General features: G+C 68.9%; 15 protein-coding genes. 5 read left to right on the plus strand and 10 right to left on the minus strand.

The window, feature by feature from the left end:
- Positions 1-4: 4 nt before the first annotated feature.
- Genes AZG88_RS38775 through AZG88_RS38795 form a run of 5 tightly spaced genes read right to left on the minus strand, consistent with a single transcriptional unit; the run spans position 5 to position 7,227 of the window.
- Entirely contained in the window at positions 5-1,165 is a 1,161-nt protein-coding gene (locus AZG88_RS38775) for a VWA domain-containing protein (protein WP_061700673.1), read from the minus strand.
- Positions 1,162-3,330 (minus strand): DUF5682 family protein, encoded by a 2,169-nt coding sequence (locus tag AZG88_RS38780; protein ID WP_179443235.1) that lies wholly within the window; start codon positions 3,328-3,330, stop codon positions 1,162-1,164. Before AZG88_RS38780 ends, AZG88_RS38775 begins: the two co-directional genes overlap by 4 nt.
- Complete coding sequence (locus AZG88_RS38785) at positions 3,327-4,430, minus strand: ATP-binding protein (RefSeq protein ID WP_061044580.1); 1,104 nt, start codon at positions 4,428-4,430, stop codon at positions 3,327-3,329. The genes AZG88_RS38780 and AZG88_RS38785 overlap by 4 nt, the downstream gene beginning before the upstream one ends.
- Positions 4,427-5,902 (minus strand): DUF5691 domain-containing protein, encoded by a 1,476-nt coding sequence (locus AZG88_RS38790; RefSeq protein WP_061700675.1) that lies wholly within the window; start codon positions 5,900-5,902, stop codon positions 4,427-4,429. Before AZG88_RS38790 ends, AZG88_RS38785 begins: the two co-directional genes overlap by 4 nt.
- A complete protein-coding gene (locus tag AZG88_RS38795) occupies positions 5,899-7,227 on the minus strand; it encodes an SWIM zinc finger family protein (protein ID WP_061700676.1) in 1,329 nt (442 codons plus the stop codon). Before AZG88_RS38795 ends, AZG88_RS38790 begins: the two co-directional genes overlap by 4 nt.
- A 128-nt stretch (positions 7,228-7,355) precedes the next feature.
- Here AZG88_RS38795 and AZG88_RS38800 point away from each other — a divergent pair, with 128 nt between their 5' ends.
- Positions 7,356-7,871: an SRPBCC family protein gene (locus AZG88_RS38800; RefSeq protein ID WP_061700677.1), complete on the plus strand. Its 516-nt coding sequence runs from the start codon at positions 7,356-7,358 to the stop codon at positions 7,869-7,871.
- On the opposite strand, the gene AZG88_RS38805 is transcribed toward AZG88_RS38800, so the two are convergent.
- Both AZG88_RS38805 and AZG88_RS38810 read right to left on the minus strand, forming a co-directional pair.
- Positions 7,817-8,245, minus strand: coding sequence for an antibiotic biosynthesis monooxygenase (locus AZG88_RS38805; protein ID WP_005258109.1), 429 nt, complete (start codon positions 8,243-8,245; stop codon positions 7,817-7,819). The two genes, AZG88_RS38800 and AZG88_RS38805, sit on opposite strands and share 55 nt — an antisense overlap.
- A gap of 68 nt (positions 8,246-8,313) precedes the next feature.
- Positions 8,314-8,817: a GNAT family N-acetyltransferase gene (locus AZG88_RS38810; RefSeq protein WP_025433105.1), complete on the minus strand. Its 504-nt coding sequence runs from the start codon at positions 8,815-8,817 to the stop codon at positions 8,314-8,316.
- Positions 8,818-9,007: 190 nt separating this feature from the next.
- Here AZG88_RS38810 and AZG88_RS38815 point away from each other — a divergent pair, with 190 nt between their 5' ends.
- The 3 genes from AZG88_RS38815 to AZG88_RS38825 are packed head-to-tail and all read left to right on the plus strand — an operon-like array spanning position 9,008 to position 12,193.
- Positions 9,008-9,532 carry a MarR family winged helix-turn-helix transcriptional regulator gene (locus tag AZG88_RS38815; RefSeq protein WP_005252246.1) on the plus strand — a complete coding sequence of 175 codons (525 nt, stop codon included), beginning with the start codon at positions 9,008-9,010 and terminating at the stop codon, positions 9,530-9,532.
- Entirely contained in the window at positions 9,525-11,324 is a 1,800-nt protein-coding gene (locus AZG88_RS38820; protein WP_061044576.1) for an AMP-dependent synthetase/ligase, read from the plus strand. Before AZG88_RS38815 ends, AZG88_RS38820 begins: the two co-directional genes overlap by 8 nt.
- Positions 11,325-11,341: 17 nt before the next feature.
- Positions 11,342-12,193, plus strand: coding sequence for a patatin-like phospholipase family protein (locus tag AZG88_RS38825; RefSeq protein WP_061044575.1), 852 nt, complete (start codon positions 11,342-11,344; stop codon positions 12,191-12,193).
- 3 nt (positions 12,194-12,196) lie between these two features.
- Here the strand turns inward: AZG88_RS38825 and AZG88_RS38830 are convergent, their stop codons facing one another.
- A complete protein-coding gene (locus AZG88_RS38830; protein ID WP_442971767.1) occupies positions 12,197-13,417 on the minus strand; it encodes a lipase family protein in 1,221 nt (406 codons plus the stop codon).
- A gap of 146 nt (positions 13,418-13,563) precedes the next feature.
- Here AZG88_RS38830 and AZG88_RS38835 point away from each other — a divergent pair, with 146 nt between their 5' ends.
- Complete coding sequence (locus tag AZG88_RS38835) at positions 13,564-14,058, plus strand: GNAT family N-acetyltransferase (protein ID WP_061044573.1); 495 nt, start codon at positions 13,564-13,566, stop codon at positions 14,056-14,058.
- Positions 14,059-14,062: 4 nt separating this feature from the next.
- Here the strand turns inward: AZG88_RS38835 and AZG88_RS38840 are convergent, their stop codons facing one another.
- A complete protein-coding gene (locus AZG88_RS38840) occupies positions 14,063-14,824 on the minus strand; it encodes an amino acid ABC transporter ATP-binding protein (RefSeq protein WP_005252259.1) in 762 nt (253 codons plus the stop codon).
- The gene (locus AZG88_RS38845; protein WP_005258090.1) at positions 14,821-15,489 is read right to left on the minus strand and encodes an amino acid ABC transporter permease; all 669 of its coding nucleotides are present in this window, start codon (positions 15,487-15,489) and stop codon (positions 14,821-14,823) included. The genes AZG88_RS38840 and AZG88_RS38845 overlap by 4 nt, the downstream gene beginning before the upstream one ends.
- Positions 15,490-15,497 lie beyond the last annotated feature (8 nt).

Raw genomic sequence — 15,497 nt, forward strand, 5'->3', positions numbered from 1 at the left:
CCGGTTACTCCGTCTGGAGACTGGCCGCCCACCTGCCGATGTCGCCGCGTTCCAGTGCGAGCGCCAGCAGTTCCGGGAACTTGTCCGGAGTGCAGGCGAACGCGGGAATGCCGAGCCCACCCAGGGCCGCTGCGTTGTCGTGATCGAACGACGGGGCGCCGTCGTCGGACAGTGCCAGCAGAACAACCACCTGGACGCCCGCGTTCTTCATCGCCGCCATCCGCCGCAGCATCTCCGCGCGGATCCCGCCCTCGTACAGGTCCGAGATCAGCACGAACAGCGATTCCGTCGGCCTGTCGATCAGTGACTGGCTGTAGGCGATGGCCCGGTTGATGTCGGTGCCGCCGCCGAGTTGCGTGCCGAACAGCACGTCGACCGGATCGGACAGCTTGTCGGTGAGGTCGACGACCGCAGTGTCGAACACGACCAGCGACGTCTTCAGCGCGCGCATCGAGGCGAGCACCGCGCCGAACACGGACGCATACACGACGCTCGACGCCATCGACCCGGACTGGTCGATGGCGAGGACGACGTCGCGGTGCACGGCCTGCGATCGGCGGCCGTATCCGAGCAGTCGCTCCGGCACCACCGTCTTGTACTCGGGCAGGTAGTGCGCGAGGTTGGCGCGGATGGTGCGGTTCCAGTCGATGTCGCGGTACTTGGGGTTGGTGATGCGGGCCGACCGGTTCAGGGCACCGGTGACGGCGGTCCTGGTCTTCTGCGCGATCCGTTCCTCCACCTCCCGGACCACTTTCTCGACGACCATCCGGGCGGTGGCTTTGCTGGTCTCGGGCATCACCCGGTTCAGGCTCAGGAGCATGCCGACGAGGTGGACGTCCGGTTCGACGGCGTCGAGCAGTTCGGGTTCGAGGAGCAGCTGGGTGAGGCCGAGCCGGTCGATGGCGTCCTTCTGCATCACCTGCACGACGGTGCTCGGGAAGTAGGTGCGGATGTCGCCGAGCCAGCGCGCGACCTTCGGCGCCGATCCGCCGAGACCCGCGCCGCGACGGCGGCTCTTCGACCCTTCACTGCTGGCGTCGTACAGGGCGGCCAGAGCGCCGTCCATCGCCGCGTCCGTCTTGGACGCGAGACCGCCGGTGGACTCCTCGGCGGCGTTGCCGAGCAGCAGCCGCCACCGTCGGAGCCGCTCCGCGTCCTCTGTCACGACCTCACCCCCAGAATGTCCGCGACGGTCCGGATCGCGATCGTGCCCCGACGAGCGTCGACCTCGGCGCGGGCATCTTCCGCGGACCCGCCCTCCACGGACTGCCCGATCGCCCGGCGTTCCCCGGTTTCGAACCCGCCGAACGTGCGCCGCAGCAATGGGAGCACGTCGACGAAGTCCTGCTCGCGCAGTCCCGACACCCAGCCGTCGAGCAGTCGCAGCAGCTGCCGGTCGTGGACCAGCAGCAGCCCTCCGCCGCCGAGGAAGCCGTCGACCCACCCCGCCTTGGCGGAGGGATCGGCGCCGACGGACAGCGCCCGCGACAGTCGGGTGGCGGACTCGGTTTCGCTGACGGTGCCTGCGTCGCGGAGCAATCTGACCATGCGTCCGATCACGAGACCGTTCACGTCGCTGCGGTCGACGAGGCCGGCGAGCGTGCCGAGCCACCGCGCCGACGCACGATCGTCGTCGCGCAGCATCACCGCCGCGTGGACGCCGTCGACGGCGCGGCGCAGGTCGAGTGCGCTGTCGTCGTCCAGACCCGACAGCGCGGAGGGCAGTCCCGCGCAGATGCGGACGAGCAGGCTGTCGGTGACGCGAGTGAGGGACGAGACGTCGGTGCCGCGGACGTCGCCGTATCGCAGCGTGCGGGTGAGCGCGGGCAGGGCATCCATCAGGTGCATCACGTCGTGGTCGAGCGTGGCCGCGGTCTCCAGCGCGCGCAGCAACTCGGCGAGTGCATCCCCGAGATCCGACAGCAAGGCCTGCTCCAGCAGCCCGGTGAGCTGGGCGAGGGAGACGTCACCGGACGACGCCTCCTCGCGCACCTTCGCTGTCGCCGCGGCCTCGACGGTGGTGCCCCACAGCGACGCCTCGATGATCGACACCGCCAGTTCGGGTTTCCAGGTGAGGGACCACGTCTCGCGGAACGTGCCGGTGCCGCGGACGTCGCTGTCGGCCGGCGTGCCCCAGCCGACACCGAGGATCTGCAGGCGATGCAGGAGCCGGGACCGCGCGACGTCGTTGTCTCGGCGCAGGTCGAGGTCGATGGTCTTCTCGGTGGCCTGCTGCTCGAGCCGCAGAGTTTTCGCCCGCGCCCTCAGGTCGGCGTCGAGGGGAACTGTCGGGGTGTCGTCCGGGACGGCGCCGAGTGCCTCGCCGACGACGAGTCGCCGCGTGATCAGGTCGAGCAGCACGTCGTCGCCGTCGCACATCACGGCGCGGGTGGCCTCGGTGACCTCGGAGAGACCGGCCAGCGGCCGCGCACGCATCGCTGCCAACGTGTCTGCGAGACGGACGGATTCGATGACATGCGCACTCGATACGGGAAGGTCCTCGTCCCGCAGCACCCGCGCGACCTTCGTGAGCCATCGGGTGATCGTCCGGTCCGGTGCGGTGAACAGGTGGTGATACCAGCCGGGGGAGGTGATCCCGGCGCCGTACCCCGACGCCGCGGACAGTCGTGAGTGTGTCCACGGCACCCACGTGAGCGAGGTCTTGATCTTGGGGATTCCCTTGAGGATTCGCGCGTCCGAGGTGGCCGGTCCGAGAGGACCGGCGAGTGCCGGGGCGTGCCAGGCGCCGCACACCACCGCGATCCGTTGCGCGCCGCCCTTGATCACCTTCCGCAGCGTCTGGCGCATGTACGCCTCGCGCCTGCTGGTGGATTCGTCGAGTTCGACGGTGTCCCGCAGGGCGGTCATGGCCTCGGTGATCGCGTCGAACGAGTCGGGACCCGAACCTGATTCGATGACGGCGTCCCACCAGCGTTCGGTGTCGTCGTAGCCCGCCGCGGCGGCCAACTGGGTCAGCGGATCCTCGGAGCGGGGCTCGGAGTCGTCGGCGGCGAGGGTGTTGGCGGCGGGAAGGTCGCAGAAGCGGACGTCGACGCCGCGTCCGGCCGCCCACGACAGCGCCTGCCACTCCGGGGAGAACACGGCGAACGGCCAGAATGCCGCCGTCCTGGGCTCCCCGGTGGCATACGCGAGCAGGGCTACCGGAGGTTCCATGGTGTCGGAGACGGTCAACGCGACCAGTGGATCGGCGTCCGCGGGCCCTTCGATGAGGACGGCGTCGGGGACGAATTCGTCGAGGGCGCGACGCACCGATCGTGCCGAACCGGGCCCGTGGTGGCGGATGCCGAAGACACGGACGTCGGAGTTCACCCGGTGACCTCGCGGCACGCCCGGTAGAAGTCGGCCCAGTCCTCCCGTTCACGGACCACGGCCTCGAGGTATTCGGTCCACACCACCTTGTCGGCCACCGGGTCCTTCAGCACCGACCCGAGGATGCCGGCGGCGACGTCGGACGGACGGAGCACCCCGTCGCCGAAGTGCGCGGCGAGGGCGAGTCCGTTGGTGACGACCGAGATCGCCTCCGCCGTCGACAGCGTTCCGGACGGCGACTTCAGTGTGGTGCGGCCGTCGCCGGTGACGCCCGACCGGAGTTCGCGGAACACGGTGACCACACGCCGGATCTCGTCGACGGTCGCCGGGACCTTCGGCAGTTCCAGCGAGGACCCGAGTTGCTCGACGCGCCGCGCGACGATGGCGACCTCGTCCTCCTCGTTGGCGGGCAGGGGCAGTACCACCGTGTTGAACCGCCTGCGCAGCGCGGAGGACAGTTCGTTGACCCCGCGGTCGCGGTCGTTCGCGGTGGCGATCAGGTTGAAACCCTTGGCGGCCTGCACCTCGGTGCCCAGTTCGGGGATGGGCAGCGTCTTCTCCGACAGCACGGTGATGAGTGCGTCCTGCACATCGGCGGGAATGCGGGTGAGTTCCTCGACCCGTGCGATCCGCCCGCCCTGCATGGCCGTCATGACGGGGGACGGGACGAGTGCGCCCGCTGTCGGGCCCTCGGCGAGAAGCCGGGCGTAGTTCCAGCCGTACCGGATGGCCTCCTCCGGTGTCCCCGACGTTCCCTGGACGAGCAGGGTCGACTCGCCGGAGACCGCCGCCGACAGGTGTTCGGACACCCACGTCTTGGCGGTTCCGGGGACGCCGAGCAGAAGCAACGCGCGATCGGTCGCGAGCGTCGCGACGGCCACTTCGATGAGCCGGCGGGGACCGACGTATTTGGGGGTGATGACAGTGCCGTCGTCGAGTTCGCCGCCGAGCAGGTACGTGACGACCGCCCACGGAGACAATTTCCACGACGGTGGCCGGGGCCGGGTGTCGTGCGCGGCGAGGGCGGCGAGTTCGTCGGCGTAGGCCTGCTCGGCGTGGGGGCGTAGCAGGTCGGCCTGGGCGGCCGCGATCTCGGTCACTCGAGCTCCTTCAGGACTGTTCTGCGGTGGTCGATGTTGGTGGCGACAGTGGCGAATGCCTGGTGCCAGCCGGGATCCCGGGTGCGTTCGGCGGCTGCTCGGAGAAGCGGCGCCGCAGCGAACGGGAAGTGCGTCTCGGCGCTGCGGAGGGTCGAGTAGTGGCTGTGCCGGGAGAATTGCCCGAGGTCCTTGCCGGTCTCGGCGTGCCGTCCGGCGACGTTTTCGAGGCGAGTGATCACCCGCTCGGCCAGGTCGAGCGGCCAGGGGTGGGGCAGACCGTCGAACAGCGCGGCGCCGTCGACGCCCAGCAGGTAGGAGTCGGCGCGACCCGACAGGATGTATGCGAGGCGTTCGCGGGCGGGGACGATCGGCACGACGCGGCGTTCGGTCTTCCGCCCTTCGCGGTGCAGCAGAGCCGACGCCCAGCGCGGATTGCGTTGCAGCACGGTCGCGGTGGTCCACGCCTCCGTCATCACCTCCCGCCACTGGTCTTCGATCCGGATCTCCAACGCGGTGGAGGCGGAGCCGATCATGTCTTCCCACACCGACAAGGGCGCGGCGGTGACCACCATCCGCAACCACCAGCTGCGGATTCCCTTGTTCTTGAAGTGGACGTCCTCGATGCCGTCACGACGGGCCGAATCATCAAGCGAACCGGGCATGTTCACCACGAGACGGGTGCGCAGCGGCTTCTTCTCCACCCGCACCCATGCCCGGGCGCGAGCCGCCATCCGCTCGGCGTATGCGGAGTTCGGCAGCTGCCGCAGCAACTGGACCGCCTGCTGGCGCACCTCTTTCCGCCGGTCGTCGAGTGCGTGCTCGAGCAAGGCGGAGTCGGCGTCACTCAGCCCCGTTCCGAGAACGGCGATGAACGCCGCCCGGTGCTCGCCCCGTTCGGAATCCCAGGTGCGGCTCAATTCGGCCATCGCGACCGCCGGGTTCACCGCCCGCATGGTCGTGAGCCATTGCAGTCGTTCCTGGTGTGCGCCGTGCGTCCACACGTCGGTGCGATCGGACCGGCGGACCAGCATCGACCAGTCCTGGTTCTGCGCGGCGAGCCATTGGCCGCGGGGACCCACCAGTCGGAGAATGCTCTCGCGGTGGGTGTCGTTGGTGCGGGCCACGGCCATCAGGTCGGCGACGAGATGATCCGGCGCGCGGTAATCCCGCTCGGCCACGACCGCGAACCACTCGGTGAGAGTCCACGACTTGGCCGCGAGCAACTGCATCAGATGCGACGCGGACGCGGGCGGCAACTGCAGTCTCGGATCGTCCTCGGCAGGCGCGGGCAGCACGCGCGCGGTGGCGGCGACTCCGCCGTCGCGGTACGCGTTCTCGAGGGCGGCGGCGCCCAGCAGTGTCTCCGCCGGATCGCCGTTGACCGTCTGTGCCAGTTCGCCGGTGGCCAGATCCTCGAACGACGGGGCGGTCCGTGCCGTGCCGAGAAGGGCGGCGGACAGGAGTTCGCTCATCGCCGACTCCCCGCCACCGCGGCCGTGGGTGTGCCGGCCCCGAGCGGGTACACGTCGCCGCGATCGAACACCGACACGGGAACCAGCGCTTCGCTGGTCCACTCACCGAACACGGTGACGGGACGGCCGCCGGACAGTCCGAGGAGCCGCCACAGCACGGGGTCTTCGCCGGAGAGCGGCAACGCGCGCCCCTGCGCGTCGACGACGAACCAGTGCCCGTCGTCGAACGCCGGGGTGACGCCGGTGAGCAGAGCCGGCCACGAGCGGACCCACGGGTCGGCTCCGACCGCGGCGGCGAAGTGGTCGAGAGCGGTGTCGATGTCGCTCGGTGCGACCGTGGTGAACGGTTCGGGGGTCTCGTGGGCGTCGCCGAACTGGGCGCGCAGCGTCGCGGCGCCGGGGTAGAAGTGCAGGGTGGCGTCGACGAGCGATCCCAGCGGCGGGACCACTGTCGAGAAGTTCGCGGAGCCGTGCGCGAAGTCCAGGAGGATCGCGCGGCGACCGTGGTCGCGGCCGATCAACCACACCTTGCGGGTGAAGAGGCGCTTCTCCTCGGTGGTCTGCATTCCCAGGACCATCCACCGGTCGCGGACTCCCGGCTCGCTGCGCACGCTGTCGGTGGCCACCGGGTATCCCACGTGTGAGCGCACCGAGGCCTGCAGGGGTTCCGGTAGTTCGCTCAGACGGCGATGGGCGACGACGAGAAGGTGCAGCCTGGCGTACTCGCGGAGCAAGCGGTCCGGCCAGTCTGCTCGGGTGGCCACGACGATCGGCAGGCGACGCAGCGCGGACGCGACGCCGGGCGCCTGCGCGTCGACCATCCGGGCCGCGATCGCGTCGAACGCGGACGCCGAGATGTCGGCTGCGCCGAGCCCGCCGCGGATCTGGTCGGTGAGCCACAGGTCGAGTTCGTCGAGGCCCGCCGTCACCCGCTCGGCCCGGCGTTCGGTGGCCTTCGCACCGGCCGTCTTGGTGGTCGCAGCCGCCGGCACGGCTGCCCGCCCGGCCCTGCGGCTCAGCCATTCCGCCGCAAACGGGGGCGGTTCGGACTGCTCCGGGACCCGGCCCTGCGACCAGATCAGCAACAACCCGAGCGTGTGTTTGCAGGGAAATTTCCGGCTCGGACACGAGCAGTTGTACGCCGGCCCGAAGAGGTCGACGACCGATCGATACGGGGTCTTGCCGCTGCCCTGGCACAGTCCCCAGAGCGCGCCGCCGTTGCTGCCCGTCTCAGACCACGCGGCCGACAGCTTTCCGGCGGCAGCGAGCGAGCCGGCATCGGGGGCGACCGATGCGACCTGTCCCTCCGACCAAGGCGACGTCACTCCGTCACCGTAGGGGAGTTGTCCGACAGGAAGGGAGGAGGGTGGCCGGAATTGTCGGCCAACTTCGGTGTGGACGTCGGTCTCCCGTGTCAAGCTGTCGTCAGGTACGACAGCGAGGGAGTGGGCCGGTGATCCACGGAAGGTATTTCGAGTTCAAGGGTCGTCCCGCCGTGCGGTTCCGCTGCACGTACCCGTTCGCCGTCCAGAGGCTGTGGGAGGCGGTGTCGGAGCCGGACGAGCTCGCGCGCTGGTTTCCATCGCGGGTCCGCATCGACCCCTACGCCGGTGGCGACATCGAGTTCTTCCCGGAACCGCACAGCGACCCGGAGACGGGGACGGTCCTCGTCTACGGCGCCCCGTACACCCTGGCGTTCACGTGGGGCGGGGACGAGATCCACTTCGAGGTCGAGCCGACTGCGGACGGGTGCGCCCTGACGCTCGTCAACGTCCTCGAGGTCCGCAACACGGCGGCCAGGAACGCGGCCGGGTGGAGTGTCTGCCTTGCCGACCTCGACCGGCACCTCGACGGCTCCGACGCGCCCGGTCACCGTGGAGATGCGTCCGCGGACTGGCGGCCGTTCTATCAGACCTATTTGGGGGAGGGGATGCCGTCCGGTGCGCAGATCCCCGGGGAGTCCGCCTGATCGTGGCCGGCGGCGGTCCGGCGGCGAGGGCGTTCGAACAGGCTCTCCACGTCCGACGCCGGCTCGTCCGGTTCCTCGACCGCGATGTTCCCGCCGGTCCTCAGCCACCCGTTCCGCAGCGACGACGTCAACCAGTTGTCCAGCGCGGCTTGAGTTTCGAACTTCAGCACGATCACGCAGACATCTGAGGTGCTGCTCTCCTTGAGCCATCCTCCGCCGAGGAATCCGGGAAACAGCCGGGCGAGCCCGAGTCCGGTCTGGATCCAATCGGCGAACTCCTCGTCGCAGCCGGGGAGGACCCGGCGGACGATGGTCGTCGTGACGGACGCATCCACAGGCCCGGCTGTTCCGGCGCCCTCGGCCGCGTGCTCCATCGTTTCCTACCTCGGTTCCCGCTCACCCCCGTGACACGTGCCACCTCAAACTACCAGCGGATACGACCTCACAGGTCGTAGAAGGGCGCGGCGTACCTGAACGTGCCGGTGATGCTCGGATCCCAGCGTGCGAGCCGGCGAACCTGGAAGTGGGACGACCACGAGGGCTGGTCCGGCTCGATCCCGACCGACGTTCCGGAGACGAAGCCGAATCGCGGGTAGTAGTCGAGGTGGCCGAGTAGTGCCACCAGGGGTTCGTCTCCGGCGTCGGCGCCGCCGAGCGCGGCGTGCATCAGTGCCGAGCCCACGCCGTCGCGCTGGAGGCCGGGGAGCACGCCGATCGGGCCGAGCGCGAGTACGTCCGTGGAGTCGACTGTCGCGCGGGTCAGGCACACGTGACCGGCGACGGACCCCGCCAGTTCGGCGACGAGGGACAGCTGCGGAATCCATGCGTCGCTCGAGCGCAGCCGGGTCACGAGGCCGACCTCGAGGGGAGCGTCGCCGTCGAACGCCTGCCGGTGGACCTCCGCCACCGCGTCGAGGTCGCCCGGATTCTCGCGTCTGATCAGCATGCGGACAGAGTGCATCGACGGGCCCGCGGCCGCAACGGATTTCTGGCGGCGCTCGTTGTCCGGCCGGTAGCGGTGGACGGAAAGCGTTCTCCAATTGTGACCGTGTGACGTTTCCACCCGACTGAATTTCCGAAGCATCGATAGCAGTATGGGCAGAACGTGAGTCGAGCAAAGGACAACGGGAATCGAGGTGCGGGTGGTCGAGGCCAGAGTGGTCGGATACAGTTGCGGTGTGCAACACAACGAGGTCGAGCCGGAGGAAACGCCCGCATCGGGCGTGGTGGCCGTCCATGACGAACTCGTCCGCCTCGTCCGTCAACTGGTTGCCGGTGACCGCCCTCCCGTCGGATCCCCGACGTTCGCTCAACATTCGCTGCTCTCCTTCGTCGCCCGCAATCCGGGATGCCGGGCCACCCAGATCTCGGACGCATTCGGCGTGCACCGCTCCACGGTGTCGCGTCAACTCCGGGGCTGCATCGACGAGGGATGGGTGCATGCCGAGCCAGGACCGCTCCGCAGCGGTCACCCGCTGAGCCTCACCGACGGCGGTGTCGCGGTGTTGGCCGGCGCCGACGCACGCCGCGTGGAGGAAGTACGGGACCGGGTGGCCTCGTGGTCGGACGGCGAAATCGCCGCGTTCGCCCGGCACCTCCGGAAATTCCGCCAGGGCGGCGACACAGACCACGACAACATCGGAGACGACACCCGTGCGTGAGTACACCAGCGCCCCGACGTTCACCGTCTCCGACCACGAGAACGCCGTGCTGAGGGTGTTCGCGCACGCCGAGAGCCACCCGGATCGGGTGATGTACACGCGCCCGGAGTCCGGCGGATGGGTAGACGTGACGGCCAAGGACTTCGGCGCGCTCGTCATCGGGGTCGCGAAGGGTTTGATCGCCAACGGTGTCCAGCCCGGCGACCGCGTGGCACTGCTGTCGTCGACGAGATTCGAATGGTCGCTGCTCGACTACGCGATCTGGGCGGCGGGCGCCGCGTCCGTTCCGATCTACGACTCTTCCTCGCACGACCAGATCCGGTGGATCATCGAGGATTCGGGGGCCGTCGCCGCGCTCGTGGAGACGCCGGCGCACGCGTCGAGTTTCGAGGGCGACGGCATCCCTTACACGCTGAAGCGCATCCTCACCATCGACGAGGACGCGGTGGGCACGCTCATCAGGGACGGGTTGTCGATCGACGATTCCGAGGTGTTCAAACGCGTGGTGGCGCTGACCGCCAGCGATCTCGCCTCGCTCGTGTACACGTCCGGGACCACGGGCCGTCCCAAGGGCTGCATCCTCACTCACCGGAACTTCCTGTCGGAGGTGCGGGCGTTGCTCGCGGCACCGATCGGTGACGTCGCCCGGCCGGGAAACCGCGTCCTGACGTTCCTTCCGCTGGCACACGTGCTGGCGCGCGCGGTGTCGCTGGCGATGTTCGAGGCCGGTGCGACGCAGGCGCACTGGTCCGACTTCGGCACGGTCACGGGCGAATTCGAACGGTTCCGGCCCAACACCATTCTCGGTGTTCCCCGCGTGTTCGAGAAGGTGCGGGACGGTGCGGCGCGCAAGGCGGCGTCGGCGGGCGGCCTGCAGAAGCGGATCTTCGACTTCGCCGAGGCCACGGCGGTGGCGTACAGCGAGGCCCAGGACGCGGGTGGTCCGTCGTTGCGCCTCCGGTTCGAGCGTGCGCTCGCCGACAAGCTCGTCTACGCGAAACTCCGTGCCGCCCTGGGCGGCGACTGCTGGTGGGCGATCTCGGGTGGCGGCGCGCTCATGCCGAGGCTCGGTCATTTCTTCCGCGGCATGGGAGTTCCGGTCTACGAGGGTTACGGTCTCACCGAATCGACTGCCGCGCACTGCGTGAACGTCCCCGGTGTCCAGAAGATCGGGACGGTCGGTCAGCCCCTGGGCGGCAACAGTGTGCGCATCGCCGAGGACGGTGAGATCGAACTGCGCGGCGGCGTCGTGTTCGGCGGCTACTGGCGCAACGAACACGCCACCCGGGAAGTGCTGGACGACGGCTGGTTCCGCACCGGCGACCTCGGCGACCTGGACGACCAGGGCTACCTCACCATCACCGGCCGCAAGAAGGATCTGCTGGTCACCGCCGGCGGCAAGAATGTGTCGCCGGGACCCCTCGAAGACCGGCTGCGCTCGCACACCCTCGTCTCGCAGGCCGTGGTGGTGGGGGACGGTCGCCCGTTCGTCGGTGCCCTGCTGACCGTCGATCCGCAGGAATTCGACAAGTGGAAGTCCGCGCACGGCAAGCCGTCCGACGCCACGGTGGCGGACCTGCGCGACGACGAGGAGCTGCGCGGGGATCTGCAGGACGCGGTGGACGACGCGAACACCACCGTGTCGCACACGGAGTCGATCAAACGGTTCGTCGTCCTCGGCCGCGACCTCTCGGAGGCCGACGGGGAACTGACCGCCACCCTGAAGATCAAGCGTCCCGTGGTGACCGAGCGCTTCGCCGACGACATCGCGAGCCTGTACCGGCGGGGCTGACCCGTTACGGTGGCGGCATGACAACAGCGTTCGTTCTGTCGGGCGGGGCGAGCCTCGGGGCCATCGAGGTCGGCATGTTGCAGACCCTCATCGGCAGGGGAATTCGGCCGGACCTCATCGTCGGCACGTCCGTCGGCGCGCTCAACGGCGCCTGGCTCGCCGGCGGCTCCTCCGACGCAGACCTGCGCGAACTCGCCGACCTGTGGCGCGGTCTCACCCGCAGTGCGGTGTTTCCCACCGGGTTGCTCACCGGATTCACCGGTTTCGTCGGTCTCCGGAACCATCTGGTGTCCAACCGCGCCATCCGGAGGCTGCTGGAGAAGAATCTGCGGTTCGAGCGGATGGAGGACGCGCCGATCCCGTTGCACGTCATCGCCGCCGACGTGCTGACCGGCAAGGACGTCCGGTTGTCGACGGGGCCGGCCGTCGACGCCGTCACCGCCAGCGCGGCGCTGCCCGGCATTCTCCCACCCGTGGTGATCGACGGCCGCGCGCTGATGGACGGTGGGGTCGTCAACAACACGCCGATCTCCCACGCGATCGAACTGGGGGCCACGACCGTGTGGGTGCTCCCCACCGGATATGCGTGCACGCTGTCGAAGGTCCCCGGAAGTGCCCTGGGTATGGGGCTGCTCGGTGTGACCCTCGCGATCAATCAGCGGCTCGCCCTCGACATCGAGCGGTACGAGAGCGCCGCCGACATCCGGGTGGTGCCCCCGCTGTGCCCGCTGGACACGAGTCCCGCCGACTTCGGCGACGCCGACGAGCTGATCACGCGGGCGCGGGAGCAGACCGCAAAGTGGCTCGACGAGGCGCGGGTCGTCCAGGTCGGTCAGGCCGATCTGCTGCTGCCGCACGTGCACGGATAACCGTCAGCGGCACCCCGCAGGTGCCGGCACCCCGGCCAGTCGCTCGTCGATCCAGCGCACCACCTCGGGCAACGCGAACACGGCCGCGGTGAGGTGCTCGCCGAACTGCGGGGCGTAGGCGACGTCGCCGCCACTGCCGCACCACTCCTGCTGCAGAGCGATCACCCCTTCCTCCGGAATCCACTCGTCGCCGAGGAACACCCGCGACGACCCGTGGTACAGCAGCACCGGCGTGGCCGGGGTGAGCGCGCCCATCCTGTTTTCGGCGACCACCGTTCGGGCCGTGGGACTGCCGAACGGGTCGGGTAGGGCCGCGAGCAGTTCGGCGGGAAGCAAGGTGATCCCGGCCGGTGCGAGCGCCAGGATGCACTGGTCCTTCAGCGGGGACGTCGCCAGCAGCACACCGAGCGGATTCGCCAATGTCAGCATTTCCGGATACTCGCGGGCGAGCCCGAGAACGGCGGACAGGTACAGGCCCGAACCGAGCCGGCCGTTCATCGTCCTGCGCAGCAAACCGAAATCGGCGGGTATCCCGCCCGCGGCGGCGCCGGCGAGTTCGACGTCCGGCGCGTACGACGGTTGCAGTTGCGCTGCCCAGCCGGTGGCGATGGCACCGCCGCTGTAACCGGTCGCGACGACCGGACTGTCCGAGAGCCCGAGACCGGGCAGCCGCTTCATGCCGCGGATGCTGTCGAGCACGGCATGTCCCGCCATTCGTCCCGCGCTGTACGCCATCCGCGGTCCCTGGTGGTCGGGCACGAGCACCGCGTAGTTCTTCGCGAGGAACAACGACAGCACCGGTGGGATGTCCAGGTCCAGGGTCTGCCAGTCGTGCACCATCTTGTAGGACGGGGTGCACCGGGCGCCCAGGGAGTCGATGGGCATGTTGTAGTCGACCACCGGTCGCGGTCCCGGCGCCGTCCACGCCGCGGTCGGCACCAGGACCGTCGCGGTCACCGGCACGGGGCGGTCCTTGGAATCGTTGGAACGCACCATGATCTGGTGGGCCCGGTGCGGTACCAGCATGTTCGGGAACGCCCGGAGCGTCACTTCCCGTGCGCGGATGATCTCGCCGGCACCGAACTCCGAGACGTTCGGCGGCCACGCGAAGAAGTCGTCGTCCAGAATGGGGGACGGGAGAATGGATTCGGTCCCCAGGGGCTGGGCGGACACACGTGGGGGATGGGCGCAGACATACGCGGCTGCGCAGGTAGACAGTGTCATCAGGACCACTGCACGAAACAGCTTCATCGCTACCACCGCCTGAGGTAACTGTCCCAGAATGTAACTGTAACTCCAGTCACATCATCGCAGATCGACACGGGTACAGTGGTGGTTTGTTTTCGCCGCTGGGTGGTTACTGTGTGTGCATGGCGGTCACCGTGGAGCGGGCAGTACTCGAGCAGGCTGAAGACATCGTTCAGATGCATTGGGACGCCGAGGATTGGATCCTGGCCAGGGAACTCGACGCACCCGCCCGGGGTGAGGTGTCGCTCGCCGACGTTCGTGAACAGATCGAGTTCGGGGAATGGCGCGTCGCACTGTTCGCGGGCATCGTGGTGGGGGCGCTGCGGGTGCTGCGGTCCGACCCCGACGTGTGGACCGAGGACGACATACCGGCCGCCTACGTGGCCCGCGTCATGACCGACCGCCGGCACGCCAGCGCGGGACTCGGCGCCCAATTGCTCCGGTGGGTCGACGAGCACGCCCGCTCCGAGGACGCGTCCGTCGTCCGGCTCGAGTGCGTCGAAACCAACGCCCGGCTCCGCGACTACTACGAGGAGCAGGGATTCTTCCTGGTGGGTCGCAGGGACTTCGACGTGGAATGGCCGAGCGTCGTGCTCATGGAGAAATCCCTGCGCTGACCGTTCACAGCGGGTCGAGGATGCGGTGCAGGAACTGGCGCAGTCTCGGCCCGGTCGGATTGGCGAGTACGTCTTTCGGTGTGCCGCGTTCGAGTACGACGCCGTTGTCGACGAACAACACCTGGTCGGCCACCTGCTGCGCGAACCGGATCTCGTGGGTCACGATCACCATCGTCCAGCCCTCGGTCGCGAGATCCCGGATCACGCGCAACACCTCGCCGACCAGTTCGGGGTCGAGTGCGGACGTGGGCTCGTCGAACAACATCAGTTTCGGCTTCAGGGCGAGCGCCCGGGCGATACCGACCCTCTGCTGCTGACCGCCCGACAGCTGGTACGGGTACTGGTCCGCCTTCTCCGCCAGGCCGACCTGGGTGAGCAACCGCTTCGCGTCAGCGCGCGCCTCGTCCTTGGGGCGTTTCTGCACCACGATCGGGCCCTCGGTCACGTTCTGGATCACCGTCTTGTGCGGAAACAGGTTGTGGGCCTGGAACACCATGCCGCTCTGCCCGCGGAACCTGGTCAGCGTCGACCGGTCCACATCGGCGCCGAAGTCCACGGACACGTCGCCGATGGAGATCGTCCCGCGGTCCGCACGGTCGAGGGCGTTGAGGGTGCGCAACACCGTCGTCTTGCCGGAGCCCGACGGCCCGATGATGACGGTCACCGTTCCTGCCCCGACGTCGAAGCTGATGTCGCGCAGGACGTGATGGTCGCCGAACGACTTCTCGACGCCGGATACCTGAAGCAGGGGAGAGGTGTCGGTCATGTGGCCACATACCTGTCGAGTCGGGCTTCGAGGCGGCCCTGGATGGCCGACAGGAAGATGCAGATCACCCAGTAGTACAGGGCAGCGACGCTGTACAGGGCGAAGAAGTCGAAGGTGGGCGCGGCCGCGAGCTGGGCGACGCGCAGCAGTTCGGTCACCAGGATCGTCGACGCCAGCGAGGTGTCCTTCACCAGCGAGATCAGCGTGTTCGACAGCGGCGGCACCGCGACCCGTGCGGCCTGCGGCAGGACGATCCGCTGCAGAGTGGTCGTGTACCCCATCCCGATGGTCTGCGCGGCTTCCCACTGCCCCTTGGGGATCGACAGGATCGCCGACCGGATCACCTCGGCGGCGTACCCGCCGACGTTGAGGCTGAACGCGATCACGGCCGCCGGGAAGGGGTCGAGAACCACGCCGAACTGGGGCAGCGCGTAGAACACGATGAACAACTGCACCAGAAGCGGCGTGCCGCGGATGATCGAGACGTAGAACCGGGCGATCACCGACAGTGGTCTGATCGACGAGATCCGGGCGAGCGCCACCAGCAACGCGATGACGAGTCCGATGCTGAAGCTGATGATCGTCAGCGGAATCGTCATGGTGACGGTGGCCTTCAGCATCGGCCACAGGTTGTCCAGAATCAGCTGGACTGTTGCGTCGTCCACAGGCAGGC

The organism is Rhodococcus sp. LB1 (assembly GCF_001583455.1).
GTDB lineage: Bacteria > Actinomycetota > Actinomycetes > Mycobacteriales > Mycobacteriaceae > Rhodococcus_F > Rhodococcus_F opacus.